The organism is Pseudonocardia sp. CA-107938, assembly GCF_050936315.1.
Taxonomy (GTDB): domain Bacteria; phylum Actinomycetota; class Actinomycetes; order Mycobacteriales; family Pseudonocardiaceae; genus Pseudonocardia.
Map to the genome: position 1 here is coordinate 103,247 of NZ_JBNJNA010000001.1, position 17,747 is coordinate 120,993.

15 protein-coding genes are annotated in these 17,747 nt (G+C 73.1%); 9 read left to right on the plus strand and 6 right to left on the minus strand.

The genetic code is table 11. The annotated features are described in order from the left end of the window. Positions 1 to 49: 49 nt before the first annotated feature. From ACQEVB_RS00475 to ACQEVB_RS00490, 4 genes are all read left to right on the plus strand, one after another. The gene (locus ACQEVB_RS00475) at positions 50 to 1,192 is read left to right on the plus strand and encodes a hypothetical protein (RefSeq protein WP_432963180.1); all 1,143 of its coding nucleotides are present in this window, start codon (positions 50 to 52) and stop codon (positions 1,190 to 1,192) included. 20 nt (positions 1,193 to 1,212) lie between these two features. Beyond that, a complete protein-coding gene (locus ACQEVB_RS00480) occupies positions 1,213 to 1,953 on the plus strand; it encodes a polysaccharide deacetylase family protein (protein WP_432963183.1) in 741 nt (246 codons plus the stop codon). Between the two features lie 11 nt (positions 1,954 to 1,964). Next, positions 1,965 to 2,957, plus strand: a complete 993-nt coding sequence (locus ACQEVB_RS00485) for a polysaccharide deacetylase family protein (protein ID WP_432963186.1) — start codon at positions 1,965 to 1,967, stop codon at positions 2,955 to 2,957. 144 nt (positions 2,958 to 3,101) lie between these two features. Continuing rightward, positions 3,102 to 4,271: an MFS transporter gene (locus ACQEVB_RS00490; protein ID WP_432963189.1), complete on the plus strand. Its 1,170-nt coding sequence runs from the start codon at positions 3,102 to 3,104 to the stop codon at positions 4,269 to 4,271. 8 nt (positions 4,272 to 4,279) lie between these two features. Here ACQEVB_RS00490 and ACQEVB_RS00495 read toward each other — a convergent pair whose 3' ends face one another. Then, the gene (locus ACQEVB_RS00495) at positions 4,280 to 5,296 is read right to left on the minus strand and encodes a GNAT family N-acetyltransferase (RefSeq protein ID WP_432963192.1); all 1,017 of its coding nucleotides are present in this window, start codon (positions 5,294 to 5,296) and stop codon (positions 4,280 to 4,282) included. Between the two features lie 96 nt (positions 5,297 to 5,392). On the opposite strand from ACQEVB_RS00495, the gene ACQEVB_RS00500 reads away from it, so the two are divergent. From ACQEVB_RS00500 to ACQEVB_RS00510, 3 genes are all read left to right on the plus strand, one after another. Next, positions 5,393 to 6,805 carry an ATP-binding protein gene (locus ACQEVB_RS00500; RefSeq protein WP_432963195.1) on the plus strand — a complete coding sequence of 471 codons (1,413 nt, stop codon included), beginning with the start codon at positions 5,393 to 5,395 and terminating at the stop codon, positions 6,803 to 6,805. A 22-nt stretch (positions 6,806 to 6,827) separates the two neighbouring features. Further along, complete coding sequence (locus ACQEVB_RS00505) at positions 6,828 to 7,532, plus strand: response regulator transcription factor (RefSeq protein WP_432963198.1); 705 nt, start codon at positions 6,828 to 6,830, stop codon at positions 7,530 to 7,532. Positions 7,533 to 7,762: 230 nt separating this feature from the next. Beyond that, positions 7,763 to 9,409 (plus strand): right-handed parallel beta-helix repeat-containing protein, encoded by a 1,647-nt coding sequence (locus tag ACQEVB_RS00510; protein ID WP_432963201.1) that lies wholly within the window; start codon positions 7,763 to 7,765, stop codon positions 9,407 to 9,409. Between the two features lie 287 nt (positions 9,410 to 9,696). On the opposite strand, the gene ACQEVB_RS00515 is transcribed toward ACQEVB_RS00510, so the two are convergent. From ACQEVB_RS00515 to ACQEVB_RS00535, 5 genes are all read right to left on the minus strand, one after another. Further along, positions 9,697 to 11,571, minus strand: coding sequence for a glycosyltransferase (locus ACQEVB_RS00515; protein WP_432963204.1), 1,875 nt, complete (start codon positions 11,569 to 11,571; stop codon positions 9,697 to 9,699). Positions 11,572 to 11,739: 168 nt separating this feature from the next. Then, the gene (locus tag ACQEVB_RS00520; protein WP_432963207.1) at positions 11,740 to 12,330 is read right to left on the minus strand and encodes an HNH endonuclease; all 591 of its coding nucleotides are present in this window, start codon (positions 12,328 to 12,330) and stop codon (positions 11,740 to 11,742) included. Positions 12,331 to 12,461: 131 nt separating this feature from the next. Then, complete coding sequence (locus ACQEVB_RS00525; protein ID WP_432963210.1) at positions 12,462 to 13,583, minus strand: cystathionine gamma-lyase; 1,122 nt, start codon at positions 13,581 to 13,583, stop codon at positions 12,462 to 12,464. After that, positions 13,564 to 14,574 carry an NAD(P)H-dependent glycerol-3-phosphate dehydrogenase gene (locus ACQEVB_RS00530; protein ID WP_432963213.1) on the minus strand — a complete coding sequence of 337 codons (1,011 nt, stop codon included), beginning with the start codon at positions 14,572 to 14,574 and terminating at the stop codon, positions 13,564 to 13,566. Before ACQEVB_RS00530 ends, ACQEVB_RS00525 begins: the two co-directional genes overlap by 20 nt. After that, entirely contained in the window at positions 14,571 to 15,275 is a 705-nt protein-coding gene (locus tag ACQEVB_RS00535) for a lysophospholipid acyltransferase family protein (protein WP_432963216.1), read from the minus strand. Before ACQEVB_RS00535 ends, ACQEVB_RS00530 begins: the two co-directional genes overlap by 4 nt. Before the next feature lie 68 nt (positions 15,276 to 15,343). Here ACQEVB_RS00535 and cofC point away from each other — a divergent pair, with 68 nt between their 5' ends. Further along, a complete protein-coding gene (cofC, locus tag ACQEVB_RS00540) occupies positions 15,344 to 16,012 on the plus strand; it encodes a 2-phospho-L-lactate guanylyltransferase (protein ID WP_432963219.1) in 669 nt (222 codons plus the stop codon). Positions 16,013 to 16,370: 358 nt separating this feature from the next. After that, entirely contained in the window at positions 16,371 to 17,639 is a 1,269-nt protein-coding gene (gene tyrS / locus ACQEVB_RS00545; RefSeq protein ID WP_432963222.1) for a tyrosine--tRNA ligase, read from the plus strand. Positions 17,640 to 17,747 lie beyond the last annotated feature (108 nt).

The window sequence follows — 17,747 nt, forward strand, 5'->3', positions numbered from 1 at the left end:
CTAGCTACGCTTTGCCTTCCGCTTGCTTGCGCCCGCACACAATTGACGCATGGCTTCGGTACACCGTGACGTCCGCCGCGCCGGCCGCGCACTCGTCAGCAGCGTGCTGCGCGCCAAGCTCCCGGCGGCCCGTGCCGTGCAGGCCCGCCGCGACGCGTTCAACCGCGAGCTGTGGCTGGCCGCGGCCAGCCGGCTGGGCCTGCCCGCGACCGCCACCGGTGGCTCCGCCGTCACCGTGCAGCTGCCCGACCGCCCGTTCTCGATCAGCCGCGGCGGCAGCACGATCGAGGACGCCGACGCGCTGGAACGCGCCGGCGACAAGGAACGCACTGCGGCTGCCCTGGCTGAGCGCGGCATCCCCGTCCCCGAGCACGTCGTCACCACGCTCGCCACGCTGTCCGACGTCGAGCCGTTCCTCGCCCGCTGCGGGACGGTCGTGGTGAAGCCCGCCCGCGACACGTCGGCCGGGCGCGGCGTCACCACGTCCGTGCGGGACGCGGCGGCCCTGCGCACGGCCGCCGTCGCCGCGGCCGCGGCGGGTTCACGGGCCGGGCGCACCAGCCGGTCCGGCTCGCTCCTCGGCCGGTTGCGGGCCAAGTACCGCGACCTCGCCGACGTGCCGCTGCTCGTCGAGCAGCAGGTGCGGGGCGCCAACTACCGCCTCCTCTACCTCGACGGGGAGCTGCTCGACGCCGTGCGCCGGGCCGTGCCGACCGTCGTCGGCGACGGGCACAGCACGGTTCGCGCGCTGGTGGCGCGCCTGGCCGCCGACCGTGCAGCGGACCCCGGCGAACACGGTGGCCTGCCCGTCACGATCGACGAGGACATGCGCCGCACCCTCGCCGACCAGCGCCTCACCTTGGCGTCGGTGCCCGCAGCCGGCACCGTCGTCGCGCTCAAGACGGCCGTCAACGAGGGCGCGATCGCCGAGCAGCAGCCGGCCTGGCACCTGCTGTGCCCCGAGATCGTCCGCGAGGGCGCCCGGGCCGCGCGCCTCGTGGGCGGCCGCCTGGTGGGCGTCGACATCATCACGCCGGACCCGAGCGTCCCGCTCGCGGCCGCCGGCGGGGTGGTGCTGGAGGTCAACACGACCCCCGGGCTCGCCTACCACTACCACGGCAACCCGGGCGGCGTGGACGTCGCGCAGGGCGTGCTCGAGCGGCTCGCCGGGGTGCGCGTCCCCACTTCCTGAGAACGTGTAACCCTTGCCCGGTGAGCATCCTGTGCTACCACTCGGTGACCGACGGCTGGGACGATCCGGTGTCGGTCGAGACGGCCGATTTCAGGCAGCAGTGCGCGATCCTGCAGCGCAGCACCACCGTCGTCCCGCTCTCGGGGGTGCTCGACCGGCTGGCCGCCGGTAGCGACTGCCCGGCCGGCACCACCGTGCTCACGTTCGACGACGGGTTCGCCGACTACGTCGAGCACGCGGTGCCGATCATGGAGCGGCACGGGCTCACCGCGACGATGTACATCGTCGCCGGCTCGCTGCAGCCCGGCGGCATCGCCGTCGACTGGATCCGCGGCCTCGACGCGGCCGACGCCCCGCCGCTGATGACGCCGGAGCAGATCCGCGAGCTGCACGACCGCGGCTGGGACATCGGCAGCCACACCATGCGCCACTCCGACATGCCGACGCTGTCGGAGGCGGAGTGCCTGGCCGACTTCACCGAGTCCAAGCAGCTGCTGGAGGACCTCCTGGAAGCGCCCGTCACCACACTGGCGTACCCGTTCGGTCACCACGCCGAGCACGTGCGGCGGGCGGCCCGCCGAGCTGGGTACCGTGTGGCTGTAGCGCTGCCCGAGGGCCCGGAAGAGGCCGGTCCGTTCAGCGTGCCGCGGACCGGTGTGTACCGGGGGAACCCGGCATGGAAGTTCCGCGTCAAGAACAGTGAGTGGTACGCACGCGTCCGCACATCGTCGCTCTACCAGCGGGTGGCGGGCCGTACCTGAGGGGAACGGCGATGTCTCGCACCGACCAACTGGCCACGCTCCTGCAACGCACCCGGCTCGACCGGCTCGCGCGGCTGTCGTGGCGCGGGCTGCTGGTGCTGAACTACCACCGGTTCGGCCGGCCGACCGACGCCGACGACCCGGACCTCTACAGCTGCACGCCGGAGGACTTCGCCGAACAGGTGCGGTTGCTCTCCGACCGGTTCGAGATCGTCCCGGCGGGCAGCACCGAGTGGCAGCACGGCGGGCCGGCCCGCCGCATCGCCATCACCGTCGACGACGGGTACGCCGACCAGATGCTGGCCGCCGAGATCCTCGCCGAGCGCGGCCTGCCGGGCACGTTCTTCGTCACCACCGGTTTCGTCGACCGGCCGCACCACGCCTGGTGGGACGAGATCGCCTGGCTGACCCGGCAACCCGTCGACCTGCCCCCGTCGCCGTGGCTGCCCGACGGGCTGCACCCGACGTCGGCGACGCAGTTCCGCAAGGTGGTCAACGCCGCGTACAAGGCGAAGGCGGGCACGCAGGGCGAGGAGTTCCTCGATGCGCTCGCCGGCTGGACCGGCCGCCCGCGGCTGGACCGCGAGAAGGCCGCCGACAGCTGGATGACCTGGGACGACGTGCGGAAGCTGCGCGGCATGGGCATGGAGGTGGGCGCGCACAGCGTCACGCACCCGGTGCTCGCGACGCTGTCGGCCGAGCGGCAGGCCGACGAGGTCACCGGCTCCGTGGAGCGGCTGCGCGCCGAGCTCGACGAGCGCATCGACCTCTTCGCCTACCCCGTCGGCGCGAAGGTGAGCTTCGACGAGCGCACCCGTGCCGTCATGGCCGAGAGCGGCATCCGTCGGGCGTTCAGCTTCTACGGCGGCGTCAACGACCGCAGCGGCGGTCGCGACCAGTTCGACATCGCCCGGGCCGGCGTGTTCTCCAGCCACACCCCCGCGGTGGTGGCCGCGATGGGCGCCCTGCCCGCGGTGCTCTGCTCGCCGGCGAAGCACGCGTAGCGCCCGTCCCGACGACGTCACACAGCGCTGGGCCCGTTCACACACGTTCGGACGTGTGTGAACGGGCCCGACCGTGTGTGAGGTCGGGCGGGCGACCGGCAACGGTTGACTCTCACATCGATGTGAGACTCTACGGTCCGCGGCATGACCACCACCGCGACGTCGGCGCGCACCGGACGCGCCGTCCCCGTCATCGCCGGCTTCCTCCTCTGCATCTTCGCCGTCGCCACGGCCGAGCTGCTGGTGGGCGGGCTGCTCCCGCAGATCGCGGCCGACCTGGACGTGTCCGTGGCCGGCTCCGGCCAGCTCGTCACCGCCTACGCGCTGGGGGTCGTGATCGGCGGCCCGGTGATCACCGTCCTCACCGCCCGCCTGCCGCGCAAGGGGCTGACCCTCGGCCTGGTCGCGCTGTTCGTGGCCGGGAGCGTCGTCAGCGCGCTGGCGAGCTCCTACGGGCTGATGCTGGCCGGGCGGGTGCTGGCCGCGCTCGCCCAGGGCACGCTGTTCGCCGTCTCCCTGGTCGTGGTCACCGCCGTCGTGCCGCCCGAGCGGGCCGGGCGGGCCATCGCGGTCGTCGTCTTCGGGCTCACCGTCGCGACGGTGCTGGGCGTGCCGCTGGGCGCGCTGCTGGGCCAGGCGTTCGGGTGGCGGACGCCGTTCCTCGCCGTCGCGGTCGTCGCGACGGTGGGCGGGGCCGTGCTCGCCGCGGCCATGCCGCGCACTCCGGCACCGACGACCGGTGCCCGGTCCGAGCTGCGGGTGCTGCGCCGCCGCCCGGTCCTGCTGGCCATCGCCACCACGGCCGTCGGGTTCGCCGGGGTCGGCACCGTGCTGACGTACCTCGTCCCGCTGTTGACCGAGGTCAGCGGCTTCTCAGCCGGTGCTGCGTCGCTGCTGCTCCTGGCCTACGGCGTGGGCAGCCTGGTGGGCAACCTCGTCGCCGGCCGGCTGACCGACGTCTCGCCGACCGTGACCGTCCGGCTCGTCTTCCTCGGCCTCACGGTGGTGCTGGCCGCGCTGCCGTTCGCGGCGACGTCACAGCCGGCCGTCGTCGTCACGGTGCTGGTGTTCGGCCTGCTGGCGACCGCGACGATCGCGCCGCTGCAGGGCCTGATCCTCCGGCACGCCGCCGAGGCGCCGACGCTGTCGGTCGCCGTCAACGTCAGCGGGTTCAACCTCGCCAACGCCCTCGGCGCCGCGCTCGGCGGCGGCCTCGTCGCCGCGGGCGCGCTGCGCTGGAACGGCCTGGCCGGCGCCGCGCTGGCGCTGGTCGGCCTCGGCCTGGCCTGGCTGGCCGCGTCCCGGACGAACTGAGCCCGGGATCAGGAGCGCAGACGGCGAGCGGCGTGCACGCCGGCCCGCGCCAGCCGCTTGGCCCGCCGCGGCAACGACGCCGCGACGGGCGCGTCCACCGATCCCGTGACGACGGTCAGCTCACCCGTCTTCGTCGCGTCCTTGTAGTCGTGCTGGCCGCGGCCGAGGTCCACCAGGCCGATGCCGTGCGCGGCCGCACCCTCCAGCAGGTGCAGCAGCACGAGGATGCCCGGCGAGTACTTCCCGTACTCCGGGTCGTAGGCGGGGAACCACCACGACAGCACGGAGTCCGAGTGGATGCCGGCGTGCGCGGCCACCGGCACGTCACCGGCCCACAGCACCGACAGCGCGCCCGAGCACGCCGGCGCCGAGCTGCGCATCAGGCCGCTGACCAGCGCGACGATGCCCGGGTCAGCGAACCGGTCCCACTCGTCGAGCTGCGCGTACTGGCCCGATTTCCAGCGCATCAGCGACCGCAGCGCGGCCTCGTCGCCGGACGCGAACTCGAACCGGATCTCGCCGACCTCGCGCTCCATCTTCCGCTGCTTGCGGAACATCGAGGCCAGCCACTTCTTCGACCGCCCGCGCACCTGTTCGAGGTAGGGCTCGTACCCGTCCGGCATCGCGACGACGGGTGAGCGCTCGCGCCGCAGCCGATACGCGCCGTCGGGCACCTGCTCGTCGAGGAGGGTCTCGAAGTCCCAGCCGGTCAGGCCCGCGGCGCGCAGCGCCTGCCCGACCGGGAGGTCCACGCCCGCGGCGAGCGTCCAGCCCTCGCAGTCCGACAGCCCCGACCCGATCGGACGCGCGATCCGCCCGTCCACCTCCACGGCGAGGAACCCGACGAGCTGCCCGGCGTCCTCCGCGACGAGCACGCGCGCGGCCGGGCGCACCTCGCCGACGGCGAGCGCGTACTCCGGGGCCAGGAACGGGTTGCGCGGGCCCGGCGTCGCCGCGGCGAGCTCCCGCCAGCGCGCCAGCTCGGTGCTGCCCAGCTCGGCGGGGCGGACACTGGTGCAGCGCACGGGCAGCACTCCTCGGGGTCGACGGCAGGGCCGCCGGAAGTCTCACACGCCCCGGACAGGGGCCGTGCATCGCCCGGCCCGGGGCCGACGGGCATCATGGAGCCACCCGATCGCCTGGAGTCGACCGGTGAGGAGGTCGGCGTGCGCAAGCGGATCGTCTGGCTGACCGTCGCGGTCGCCTCGGTCGCCATCGGGCTCTTCGTCATCCCGCTCGCGCTGGTCGCGGAGCGGTTCTACATGAACACCGAGGTCTCGGAGCTGGAGCGGCAGGCCAGCTCGGTCGTCTCCGACGTCAGCGGCGACGTCCAGCGGGGTCGCGCGCCGTCCCCCGCCTGGATCAACGACGAGATCGACGCCGCCGTCTACGACGACCGCGGCGTCAAGATCGCCGGCGACGGGCCCGGGCTCGGCGGCGACACCGTGCTCGCGGCCATCCGCAAGGGCGAGGTCGAGCATTCCGACGAGAACCTCAAGGAGCTCGTCGTCGCCATCCCGATCTTCCACGACGGCGACGTCAAGGCCGTGGTGCGGTCCACCCGCAGCGGCGAGCAGGTGATCGAGAACCTCGCCTACCGGTACGCGCAGATCGCGCTGCTCGCCATCCTCGCCGTGCTCGTCACGTGGCTGCTCGCCTGGCGGCAGGCGGCGAAGCTGGGCGGCAGCGTCGAGGACCTGTCGCGACGGGCGCTGCGCCTCGGCGACGGCGACTTCACCACGGAGGACCGCGTCACCGGCATCCCCGAGATCGACGAGGTGCGCTCCGCCCTGAACGCCACCGCCACCCGGCTGGACGCCCTGCTCGCCAGGGAGCGGGCCTTCTCCGCCGAGGCGTCCCACCAGCTGCGCACCCCGCTCACCGGGCTGCAGCTGCGGCTGGAGGCGGCGCTGCGGTCCGGGCGCACCGACCACACCCCCGCCATCCTCGCGAGCCTCGCCGAGGTCGACCGGCTCGAACGCACGATCACCGACCTGCTCGCCCTCGCCCGCGGCACCCGGCAGAAGGGCATCCTCGACCTGAACGGCCTGCTCAGCGAGGTCGACCAGGTGTGGGGTCCACGGCTGGGCAGCCAGCAGCGCGCCCTGCGCATCCGCGTCGAGGACGACCTGCCGCCCGTCGAGGCGTCCACGGCGGCCATCCGGCAGGTGCTCACGGTGCTGATGGGCAACGCCGTCGAGCACGGCCGCGGCACCGTCACCGTCTCCGTGCGCGACATCGAGGACGCCGTCGCGATCGACGTCGCCGACGAGGGCAGCGTGTCCGAGGGCGCCGGCCAGGACCTGTTCGACCGCCGCGAACCCGACGCCGAGGGCCACGGCATCGGGCTCGCGCTGGCCCGCCGGCTCGTCGAGGCCGAGGGTGGCCGGCTGCAGCTGCGTTCCCCCGACCCGACCACGCTCACGATCTTCCTGCCGGTCACGGCACCCCCGGTCGTCGATCCCGGGCCGAGCACCCCGGAGCGCGGGGTGCAGAGCGTCCTGCAGCTGCCGTCCGGCTGGACCAGGCCCTGACGGGGCGCCCTAGGCTGGAGGCGTGGCCCGCATCCTGCTCGTCGAGGACGACCCGACGATCGGCAAGGTTCTCGAGACCAGCCTCGCGTCGTCGGGCAACCAGACCACCTGGGTCACCCACGGGCGGCAGGCGCTGGACGTCGCCGCCGCCGGCGCCGTCGACCTCGTGCTGCTCGACCTCGGCCTGCCCGACATGGACGGCATCGACGTGTGCCGGCGGATCCGCTCCCTGCAGCCCGCCTGCGTCGTCGTGATGCTGACCGCGCGGCAGGAGGAGATGGACGTCGTCGTCGGGCTCGAGGCCGGCGCCGACGACTACCTCACCAAGCCGATCCGGCTCGGCGAGCTGTTGGCTAGGGTGCGGGCGCACCTGCGCCGCGGCGGCGCCAACGCGGTGCCCGCCGGCGTGCTGGTGTTCGGCGGGCTGACCGTCGACACCGGCAGCAGGCGCGTGCTCGTCGGCGATCGCGAGGTGCCGCTGCGCGCCAAGGAGTTCGACCTCCTGTCCCGGCTCGCCGCCGAGCCCGGCGTGGCGCTGTCCCGGGCCACCCTCATGGCCGACGTCTGGGACGACCACTGGATGGGCTCCACCAAGACCCTCGACGTGCACGTGGCCGCGCTGCGGCGCAAGCTGGAGTCGGCCGGACCGGTCACCGCTCCGCTGCCCCGCATCGTCACGCTCCGCGGGTTCGGCTACCGGCTCGAGGACGCTTCCGTCGAGTCGTGACTACCGTCCACCGCTCCTGAAGGACGTGCCGTCGTTTTTTTGCTGTCCGCTAACCCACCTCGGGACAACATGGACGTCGGCCGCTCCCCAACCACCCCACCCGGGTGTCGCCCGGCCCGGTCCCCTCGGTCACCCGATGGGATCGCAGAGGACCCGTTCGCGGTGACGGATGATTACCGTCGCCGCACGAGTTCCGACCGTGCAGGACCCCGGAAGGATTTGAAAGACCCATGCGCGCACAGCGAGTGACGGACACCGGCCGCGCGGCACGCCGCCGTGCAGCCCGCCGGAAGGGCCGGTCGCTGCAGGCCGGGCTCGGTGGCGCCGTCGTCGCGGGCGTCGCGCTGTTCGCGCTCGGCCTGCAGGACGCCACCCCGGCACCCCTCGCCGAGCTCTTCGACACCAGCCGCACCCGCGCCGTCGCCGACCAGCAGGAGGCCGAGCAGCCCGCCGCCGAGCCGGCCGGCCAGCTCGCCCCCGCCCTCGCGGCTCCCGCTCCCGCGGCCGCCCCGCAGGTCGTCGAGCAGGAGAAGCCGGTCGGACCGGTCCCGCCCCCGCTGCCGTCGATGCCCACCGGACCGGTCATCAACGTCGCCAAGGGTGGCTCCATCTCCGCCGCCCTCGCCAAGGCCAAGCCCGGCGACACCGTGCTCGTCCCCGGCGGCACCTACTCCGGCGGTCTCGACGTCGGCGTCAACGGGGCACCCGGCAAGCCGATCACCATCCAGGCCGTGCCCGGCCAGAAGGTCACCATCACCGGCGGTGGCGGCGGCAACGGGCTCATCGACCTCGGCGGGCGCTCCAACATCACCATGATCGGCATCGGGGTCAAGGGCTCCGACAGCCACGGCATCTTCGCCCAGGGCGCCAAGAACATCGTGCTGCGCGACTGCGAGGTCGCCGACTCCCAGGACGGCGGCATCGTCTTCCTCGAGTCGTCCAACATCAAGGTGCAGCGCTGCGACATCCACGGCAACAACGCCCGCGGCACCAGCGCGTCCAACGAGGCCATGAGCTTCGACCACACCGACAACTTCGAGATCAGCTTCTCGAAGGTGCACGGCAACGGCGAAGAGGGCATCGACGCCAAGTACGAGTCCAGCGCCGGCAAGATCTTCTCCAACACCGTCGACGGCAACCGCGGGCCCAACATCTACGTCGACTCCGCCAAGGACGTCGAGGTCTTCAACAACACCGTCACCGGCACCACCGAGGAGTCCAAGGCGGGCATCTCCATCGCCGTCGAGAACCTCTCCGACACCAAGCGCGCCGCCAACATCAAGGTCTACAACAACGTCGTGCGCGGCAACGCGGGCGGCGGCATCGGGTTCTGGACCGAGTCGAGCGGCACGTTCTCCGGGATCCAGATCCTCAACAACACGGTCGTCAACAACTCCGGGTCGGACCTGAAGATCGACGGCGGCAACTTCTCCGGCCTCAACATCCTGCGCAACAACATCCTCGGCTCGGCCGGCGGCACCGGTAGCTTCACCGCCGACCACAACATCATCGGCAGCATCGGCGGTCTGCTCGACAACGCGCTCAAGGTCGTCGCGGGCTCCAAGGCCATCGGCGCCGGCAGCCCCGACGGCGCGCCCATCTTCGACATCACCGGCGCCAAGCGCACCGGCGGCATCGACATCGGCGCTTTCGAGCACGTCACCGAGAACCCCGCCGTGGCGCTCACCGGGCTCGTCAACGAGATCCAGGCGGCCACCGGACAGCTCACCTCCGGCCTCGCCACGGCCGTCCTGGGCTCGGCCACCCGCGCCCCCACGGACGCGTCCGACGCCTCGGCGGCGCAGCCCGCGCAGCCGCAACCGCCCGCCCAGCAGGACCCGGCCCCACCGGCCGACGCCGCGTCCAGCGGCTACTGAGCTCGCACGTCCACCCTCCCGAACTCGCGCGGAGCCCACCGAGGCCCCGCGCGAGTTCGGACTGTGCCGTGCCCCGACCTCCGCGAGTCGCCCGTCCTGACAGCGCGAGTTGCCCGGTTCGACTCGGCGAGTTGGCCATTCCATCAGGGCGAGTTGGCCATCCCGGCCGCATCGGTCGCCGCCGCTCCCGCCTGCTGGACGGGCCGACTCGCCCTGCCGAACCGGCCGACTCGCCCTGCCGAACCGGCCAACTCGCCCTGCCGAACGGGCCAACTCGCGGGACGGCCTCAGCGGCGGCTGGGGGCCTCGTTGCGGGGGCGCGGGCGGGCGGTCTGGGCCGGGTGCGGGGTGCGCGGCACCGGGCGGGACGCCGCCTGGTGCACCGCCGCGGCCTGCGAGATGACGGCCTGGCTGCCCGTGACGGGCGGGGCGTCGGAGCGGTCGGACTCGAGCAGCCAGATCGCGATCGGCGTGAGGGAGATGACGAGGGCCAGCGCCGGCCACATCATGACCTCGACGCTCGCGTAGCCCAGCCACACCGATGCGGCGAGCGCGCCGCCGAGCACGACGGCCCACTGGATGTGCCGGCGGAAGGTGATGAGCCGGTCGCGGGTGCGGGCATCGCTCTTCGGGGTGACGACGAACCGGGCGGGTCGGCGCAGCAGCGTCGCGATGAGCGAGCTGGCGTAGATGGGCGCCGAGAGCACCGACATGGCCATGCCGCGCAGGCCCGGCGAGTCCTCCTGCTCGTACGGGCTGACGTTGTAGCGCCGGTTGCGGATGTACACCCACGCCTGGAACAGGGTGGCGTCGATGTAGAGCGCGAGCCACAGCTGCGGCGGCACGACGATGCCGGTGACGCCGAAGACGAGGAAGAGGATGGCGTCGATCGCGCCGAGGATCCAGCCCAGCGCCATGGACGGGTAGAACGTGGTGATGAGCAGGTAGTGCAGCTTGGCGCCGGTTGAGAGGCGGTGGAACCGCGGCCAGAACGCGCCGGTGAGGATCTCGAACGTGCCGCGGGACCAGCGCAGCTGCTGGCTGAAGTAGTCGCTCCAGGACGACGGTCCCTCCCCCACCGCGACGACGTCGGGGGTGTAGACCGAGCGCCACTTGGCGCCGGTGGCCGGGTTGCGCCGGGAGTGCATGAGCAGCCCGGTGGCCATGTCCTCGGTGATGGAGTCGGCGAGGCCGCCGATGCAGAAGAGCGCGTCGAGCCGGACGGCGTTGTTGGTGCCGACGAGCATCGGGACGCCGTAGGCGTTGGCGGCGCGCTGGATCACGGAGTGGAACGGGAACTGCTGGGACTCCGCGGCCTTCGTGACGAAGTTGTCGAAGTTCGCGTAGCACTGCGGACCGACGACGTAGCCGACGTCGGGGTCGCGGAAGTAGCCGAGCATGCGTTCGGCGTAGTTGGGCAGCGGCACGTGGTCGGGGTCGACGGAGAGGAACACGTCGTAGCGGTAGCCGTGGCGGTCGACCCAGGCGTTGTAGTTGCCGTGCTTGGTCTTCGCCTTGAAACCGCCCTTCTTGCGGTTGTACTCGGCGATGCCCTTGCGCGAGAAGTGCCGCACGCCCTCGGCCTGGCACATGGCCTTGACCTCGTCGTCGTCACCCTCGTCGAGCAGCCACACGTGCAGGACGCCGGTGTGCCGGATGCGCCGCGCGGCCCGCAGGGTCGCGCGGACCATCTCGATGGGCTCCTTGCCCGGCACGATCGTGGTGAGGAACGCGACGCGCAGCCGCGGGTCGGGCCGCACCGGGATCGGGTCGCGGGCGAGCGCGGTCGCGATCGACAGCGAGATCACGTTGATCATCCGCAGGCCCTCGACGATCACGATCGTCGCGATCACGAAGATGTTCGCGTAGATGGCGAACGGCTGGTTCTCGTCGATGTCGGGGCGGTGCGCCGGCAGCAGCAGCCACACCACGAACGCGATCTCGATGGCCATGTTCGCCGTGATGATCAGCAGCGAGCGGATCCACGGCCCGCGCCCGCGGGACTGGTGCACGCCCTTGAAGGCGACCCGGTAGCTGCCGTCGGTGGGCGCCTCGGTGATCGGTCCGGCCAGCGTGCTGAAGTCGCGCACGGCCGCTGCGGCGATCTTGACCGTCGGCGAGTCGACGGACATGGCAGCGCCCGGTGGGAGCTTCTCGGCCACGCTTCTCCCCCTGAGTTCACCCGCCCCGATCCGAGCCGCGGACGGCGGCGCGTGATCCCGATCGTGGTCGAGCGTCACCCTAACGGGCCATCGACACGCAACCGGCCCCAGGGTCACCCCTGGGGCCGGATGTCCGGTATGCGCGTTCGGGCCGGTCAGGCCGTCACGTCAGGCGGCTGACAACCACGGCTCCCACGCCGGCAACGGCTCCGACGCCAGCACGAGCACCCCACCGGCCGCGCGGCTGGGCGCCCGCGGCGGCGCGACGAGCTCCCAGCCCAGTTCCTCCAGGAGCCGGTCGGCCTTGCGGGAGTTGCACGCCTTGCACGCCGCCACGCAGTTCTCCCACGTGTGCCCGCCCCCGCGGCTGCGCGGGACGACGTGATCGATCGTGTCGGCGCGGCGCCCGCAGTAGGCGCACCGGCGCCCGTCGCGGCGGAGCACCCCGGCACGGGTCATCGGGACGGCCCGGCGGTAGGGGACGCGGACGTAGCGCGAGAGGCGCATGACCGACGGCGCGACGATCGTGAGGTTCTCCGAGTGGAACGCGACGTCGAGCGACGCCTCCACGCACTCGGCCTTGCCGGAGAGCATGAGCACCACCGCACGCTTCGCCGTGACGACGGCGAGCGGTTCGAAGGTGGCATTGAGAAGTAGGACCCGGGACCCCGTCGGGAGCACGCCCGGGTAAGGCGGACTCCCCGGCACCGGCTCCTGGATGGAGTCGACGCCGTTGGGGTCGGGTTGTCGGTGCTTCACCTCGACCACCTCCTCGCGCAGATCAGACCATAGCGAGGCTGGGTTACGCACGTGTGATATGGGTCCGCTTCCGCGCGCCCGGGCGCGTCGCGCAGATCACAGGTGACGATCACCCGACCGGCCGATGACGATCAGGTTGCAGAGTCCATTGCGGAGTCCAGTGCTCGGGCCACGTCGGCGACGAGGTCGGCGGTGTCCTCGCATCCGGCGGAGAAGCGCAGGGTGCCGGGATCGACGGCGTCGCCCCACCGTGCGCGGCGGTCGGCGCTGCTGCGCAGGCTGCCGAAGCTCGTCTCGGAGGCGACGAGCTGCGCCGCGTCGAGGAACCGGCCGACTGCCTCGACGGACGGGAGCGTGAACCGCAGCAACCCGTTCCAGCGCCGCATCTGACGCGCGGCGACGGCGTGCGCGGGGTCGGACTCGAGCCCCGGCCAGCGCACGTCGCTCGCCGCGGGGTGGGTGAGCAGCAGCTCGGCGACGGCGCGGGCGTTCTCGGCCTGGCGGGCGAGCCGCAGGTCGAGGGTGCCGAGCCCGCGGTGCAGCAGCCACGCCTCCATCGGCCCCGGCACCGCCCCGGACCGGGACCTGGACTCGCGCAACGCAGCGGCCAGCGCCGGGTCGCGGGTGCTCACGTGCCCCATGACGACGTCGCCGTGCCCGGAGAGCGCCTTCGTGTCGCTGGCGACGACGAGGTCGGCGCCCAGCTCCAGCGGCCGCTGCCCCAGCGGCGTGCAGGTCGTGTTGTCGACGGCGAGCAGCGCCCCGGCGGCGTGCGCGACGTCGGCCGCGGCGGCGATGTCGGCGACGTCGAGCCCGGGGTTGGACGGGGTCTCGACCAGCACCAACCCGGCGCCGGCCGCGTCCGGCGGAGGGCCGGTGGGCACCTCGCGCACCACGACGCCCAGCGGCGCGAGCTCGGCCAGCGCCAGCGAGCGGGCCAGGTAGTACCCGTCGGACGGCAGGACGAGGTCGCCCTTCAACGCGCCCAGCCGCAGCACCGCGCCCATGGCGGCCATGCCGGACGCGAAGAGCACGCACTCGCCGCCGTCGAGGTCGCCGATGGCCGCCTCCGCGGCCCGCCAGGTGGGGTTGCCGGCGCGGCCGTAGAAGTCGGTGGGCAGGTCCGGGCCGGAGCCGAGGTCGAACGTCGAGGAGAGGACGGGCCCGGCGTGCGTCGGCGCGCCCGGGCCGGCGTGCGGGCGTCCACCGTGGACGCAGCGGGTGCCGTCGCCGCTACTCGGGACGGGGTGCACGGCTGATCAGCTCCTTGCCCATCTCCGCAACCGAGAGGCCCTCGTGGCAGACCCGCCGCACGGCGTCGGCGATCGGCAGCTCCACCCCGTGCCGCTCGCCGAGCTCGCAGATCGACAGGCACGACTTCACGCCCTCGGCGACCTGACCGTGGTTGGCCTCCTCGGCCTGGGCGAGCGTCTCGCCGCGGCCCAGCCGTTCGCCGAACGTCCGGTTGCGCGAGAGCGGCGACGAGCACGTCGCGACGAGGTCGCCGAGCCCGGCCAGTCCCGCGAAGGTGAGCGGGTCGGCGCCCAGTGCCACCCCGAGCCGGGCGGTCTCGGCGAGCCCGCGTGTGATCAGCGACGCGCGGGTGTTGTCGCCGTAGCCCATGCCCGCGGCCATGCCGCAGGCCAGCGCGATCACGTTCTTGCCGGCCCCGCCCAGCTCGCAGCCGACGACGTCGGTGTTGGTGTAGGCCTTGAAGTACCCCGACGTGCTGGCGTGCTGCAGCGCGACCGCGCGGTCGTGGTCGGCGCAGGCGATCACCGTGGCGCTGGGCTCCTCCGCGGCGATCTCGCGGGCCAGGTTGGGCCCCGACACCACGGCCACCTGGTCGGCCGGCACACCGGTGATCTCGACGACGACCTCGCTCATCCGCTTCAGCGTGCCCAGCTCGACGCCCTTGGCCAGGCTCACCAGCGTGACCCCGGACGGCAGCAGGTCACGCCATTCCGCCAGGTTGGCGCGCAGCGTCTGCGACGGCACGCCGAACACCACGGCGTCGGCGGCGTCCAGCGCGGCCTTGGCGTCCGTCGTGGCGGAGACGGTGGGCGGCAGCACGATGCCCGCCATGTAGTCGTGGTTGATGTGCCGCTCGTTGATGCCGGCCGCCACCTCGGGACGGCGCGCCCACAGCACGACGTCGCGGCCGGCGTCGCCGAGCACCTTCGCGAACGCCGTGCCCCACGAACCGGCGCCGAGCACGGCGACCCGCTGCACGTCCTGCGTCATGAAGCGCTCCGGCGGTAGAACTCGGCGGGGGCGGCCTCGCCGCGGACCTCGGCGAGGAGGTCGCGGACGCGTCCCATCAGCATGTCGGTGACCTCCCGCAGCAACGCGGCGTCGATCGGGCGGTCCCGGTAGGCGGACATGTCCACCGGCGGACCGAAGCGTGCCGTGATCGGCTTGCGCGGCAGCGGGCGGAACTTCTTGTTGTAGCCGTCGTAGACCTCGCGGGTGCCCCAGATCACGCACGGCACGACCGGGACGTCCGCGCCGAGCGCGAGCCGCGCGACCCCGGTGCGCGAGTGCATCGGCCAGCCGTCCGGGTCCTTGGTGATCGTGCCCTCCGGGTAGATCAGCACGACCTTGCCCTCGTCCAGGGCCGCGATCCCGTCACGCAGGCTCTGCTGCGCGTCGGCGGTGTCGCGGTGCACGGGGATCTGCCCGGAGCCGCGCAGGGCGCCGCCCAGCACGGGCACCTTCCACAGGCTCTCCTTGGCGAGGAACCGCGGCACCCGGCGGGCGCGGTGCACGATCAGGCCGGAGATGACGGGGTCCAGGTGCGACACGTGGTTCGACACCACGAGCGCCCCACCCGTCGGGGGCAGGTACTGCTTGCCCTCGTACCGGGTGCGGCCCACCAGCCAGCCGATCGGGTAGAAGAAGACCGCGCAGAACGCGATCCAGAACCCGCCCTTCTCACGCTTCACGAGCGCAGAGTCTCCCGGCCCCGCCGCCCGTGGTCCACTACGGGCCCTGTGCGGTGCACCATGGTGGGGTGAGGACGCCTCCCCCGCCCTTCGGCCTCGTCGTGCCGGTCAAGTCGCTCGACGCCGCGAAGACCCGGCTGCGCGGCGCCGCCGACGACGGCGTCGGCGAGCCCACCGCGCACGCCCGACTCGCGCTCGCCCTCGCGCACGACACGATCGCCGCCGTCCGCGCGGCCATCGGCGTGGGCCGGCTCGTCGTCGTGAGCGCCGACCCGGTCGTCGCGGCCGAGCTCGCCGCCGTCGGCGTCGAGGTGGTGCCGGACGGACCCGTCGCGGGGCTCAACGAGGCCTACCGGCACGGCGCCCGGCTGCTCGGCACGAGCGGCCCCGTCGCGGCGCTGCAGGCCGACCTCCCGGCGCTGCGTCCCGCCGAGCTGGACGCGGCCCTCGACGCGGCGTGGCGAGCGTTCACCGCCGGTGCCCGCGCCGCCTTCTGCGCCGACGCGGACGGCACCGGCACCACCATGCTCGTCACCGCGCCGGGGCACGAGCTGGACCCGCGGTTCGGCGTCGGATCGGCCGCGCGGCACCGCGCGGCCGGCGCCGTCGAGCTCGTGGGCGAGTGGCCGGGCCTGCGCCGCGACGTCGACACCGCCGACGACCTGCGCGTCGCCGCCGAACTGGGCCTGGGCCCGCACACCCGCTGCGTGCTGGCCCCGAGCGCCCCCGGCTGCTGACCCACCGGGCATATCCCGAAGCGGCCAACTCGCGATCCCGATCCGGGCAACTCGCCGTCCCAAGACGGCCAACTCGCCGACCCGATCCGGGCAACTCGCCGTCCCGAGAGGGGCAACTCGCGGCGAGTCACGAGCGCGGCCCCGCGAGTTGCCCGGGTCGGGATCGCGAGTTGCCCTGATCGGGACCGCGAGTTGCCCGGATCGGGATCGCGAGTTGCCCGGATCGGGATCGCGAGTTGCCCCGTTCACGACGGCGAGTTGGCCCGTGGGCGACGGGGGTTGCGCCGCGGCAACGCCTTCGGGGGCGGGCCATAGACTGGACGGGCTTTCGACCACGCACCCGAGGAGAGACCCGACCGTGACGGACATCGTCGACGAGCTGCGGTGGCGCGGGCTGCTGGCCCAGTCCACCGACGAGGACGCCTTGCGCAAGGCGCTCGCGGCCGGTCCGGTCACGTACTACTGCGGGTTCGACCCGACCGCGGCGAGCCTGCACGTCGGGCACCTGGTGCAGGTGTTGACGATGCGCCGGCTGCAGCAGGCCGGGCACCGGCCGATCGCGCTGGTCGGCGGGGCAACGGGGCAGATCGGCGATCCGCGTCCGACGGCCGAGCGCACGCTGAACGACCCCGAGGTGACGGCGGGGTGGGCGCGGCGGCTGCGCGCGCAGATCGAGCCGTACCTGTCGTTCGAGGGCGCGAACGCCTGCACGATGGTCAACAACCTGGACTGGACGGCGGGCCTGTCGGCGCTGGACTTCCTGCGTGACGTCGGCAAGCACTTCCGCGTCAACAAGATGCTCACGAAGGACTCGGTGGCCCAGCGGCTGCAGTCCGAGCAGGGCATCAGCTACACGGAGTTCAGCTACCAGCTGCTGCAGGCGTTCGACTACCTGCAGCTGTTCCGCCGCTACGGCTGCACGCTGCAGCAGGGCGGCAGCGACCAGTGGGGCAACCTCACGGCCGGCCTCGACCTGATCCACCGGTTGGAGCCGCAGGCGGAGGTGCACGCGCTCGCCACCCCGTTGCTGACGAAGGCGGACGGCACCAAGTTCGGCAAGACGGAGACGGGCACGCTCTGGCTCGACCCGGAGATGACCTCGCCGTACGCCTTCTACCAGTTCTGGCTCAACACCGACGACCGCGACGTGGCCCGCTACCTGCGGGTGCTGTCGTTCAAGTCGCGCGACGAGCTGGACGAGCTGGAGAAGGTGACGGCGGAGCGGCCGCAGGCCCGGGCCGCGCAGCGCGCGCTGGCCGAGGAGCTCACGACGCTGGTGCACGGCGCCGAGCAGTGCGCCGCGGTGATCTCGGTGTCGCAGGCCCTGTTCGGGCGCGAGGACATGTCCGACCTGGACGAGGCGACGCTGGCGGCGGCACTCGCCGAACTGCCGTCGGCCACGGTCGGCGAGCTGGGCGAGGTGGTCGACCTGTTCGTCGCGACGGGCCTGGCGCCCAGCCGGTCGGCCGCGCGGCGCACGGTCAACGAGGGCGGCGCCAGCGTCAACAACGTGAAGGTCGCCGCGGAGGACGCGGTGGTGTCGCCGGCCGAGCTGCTGCACGGCCGCTGGCTGGTGCTGCGACGCGGACGGCGCAACCTGGCCGTGATCGAGTACGCCGGGGCGTGACCGCGAGCGCGGTCACCCGGAAGGTAGGTGTGGGACCCGACGGATCCGGCTCGCGTGGGGAAGAATCAGCGTTGTGGGTGAGGAGAACGACGCGAGGAAGGCCCGGTC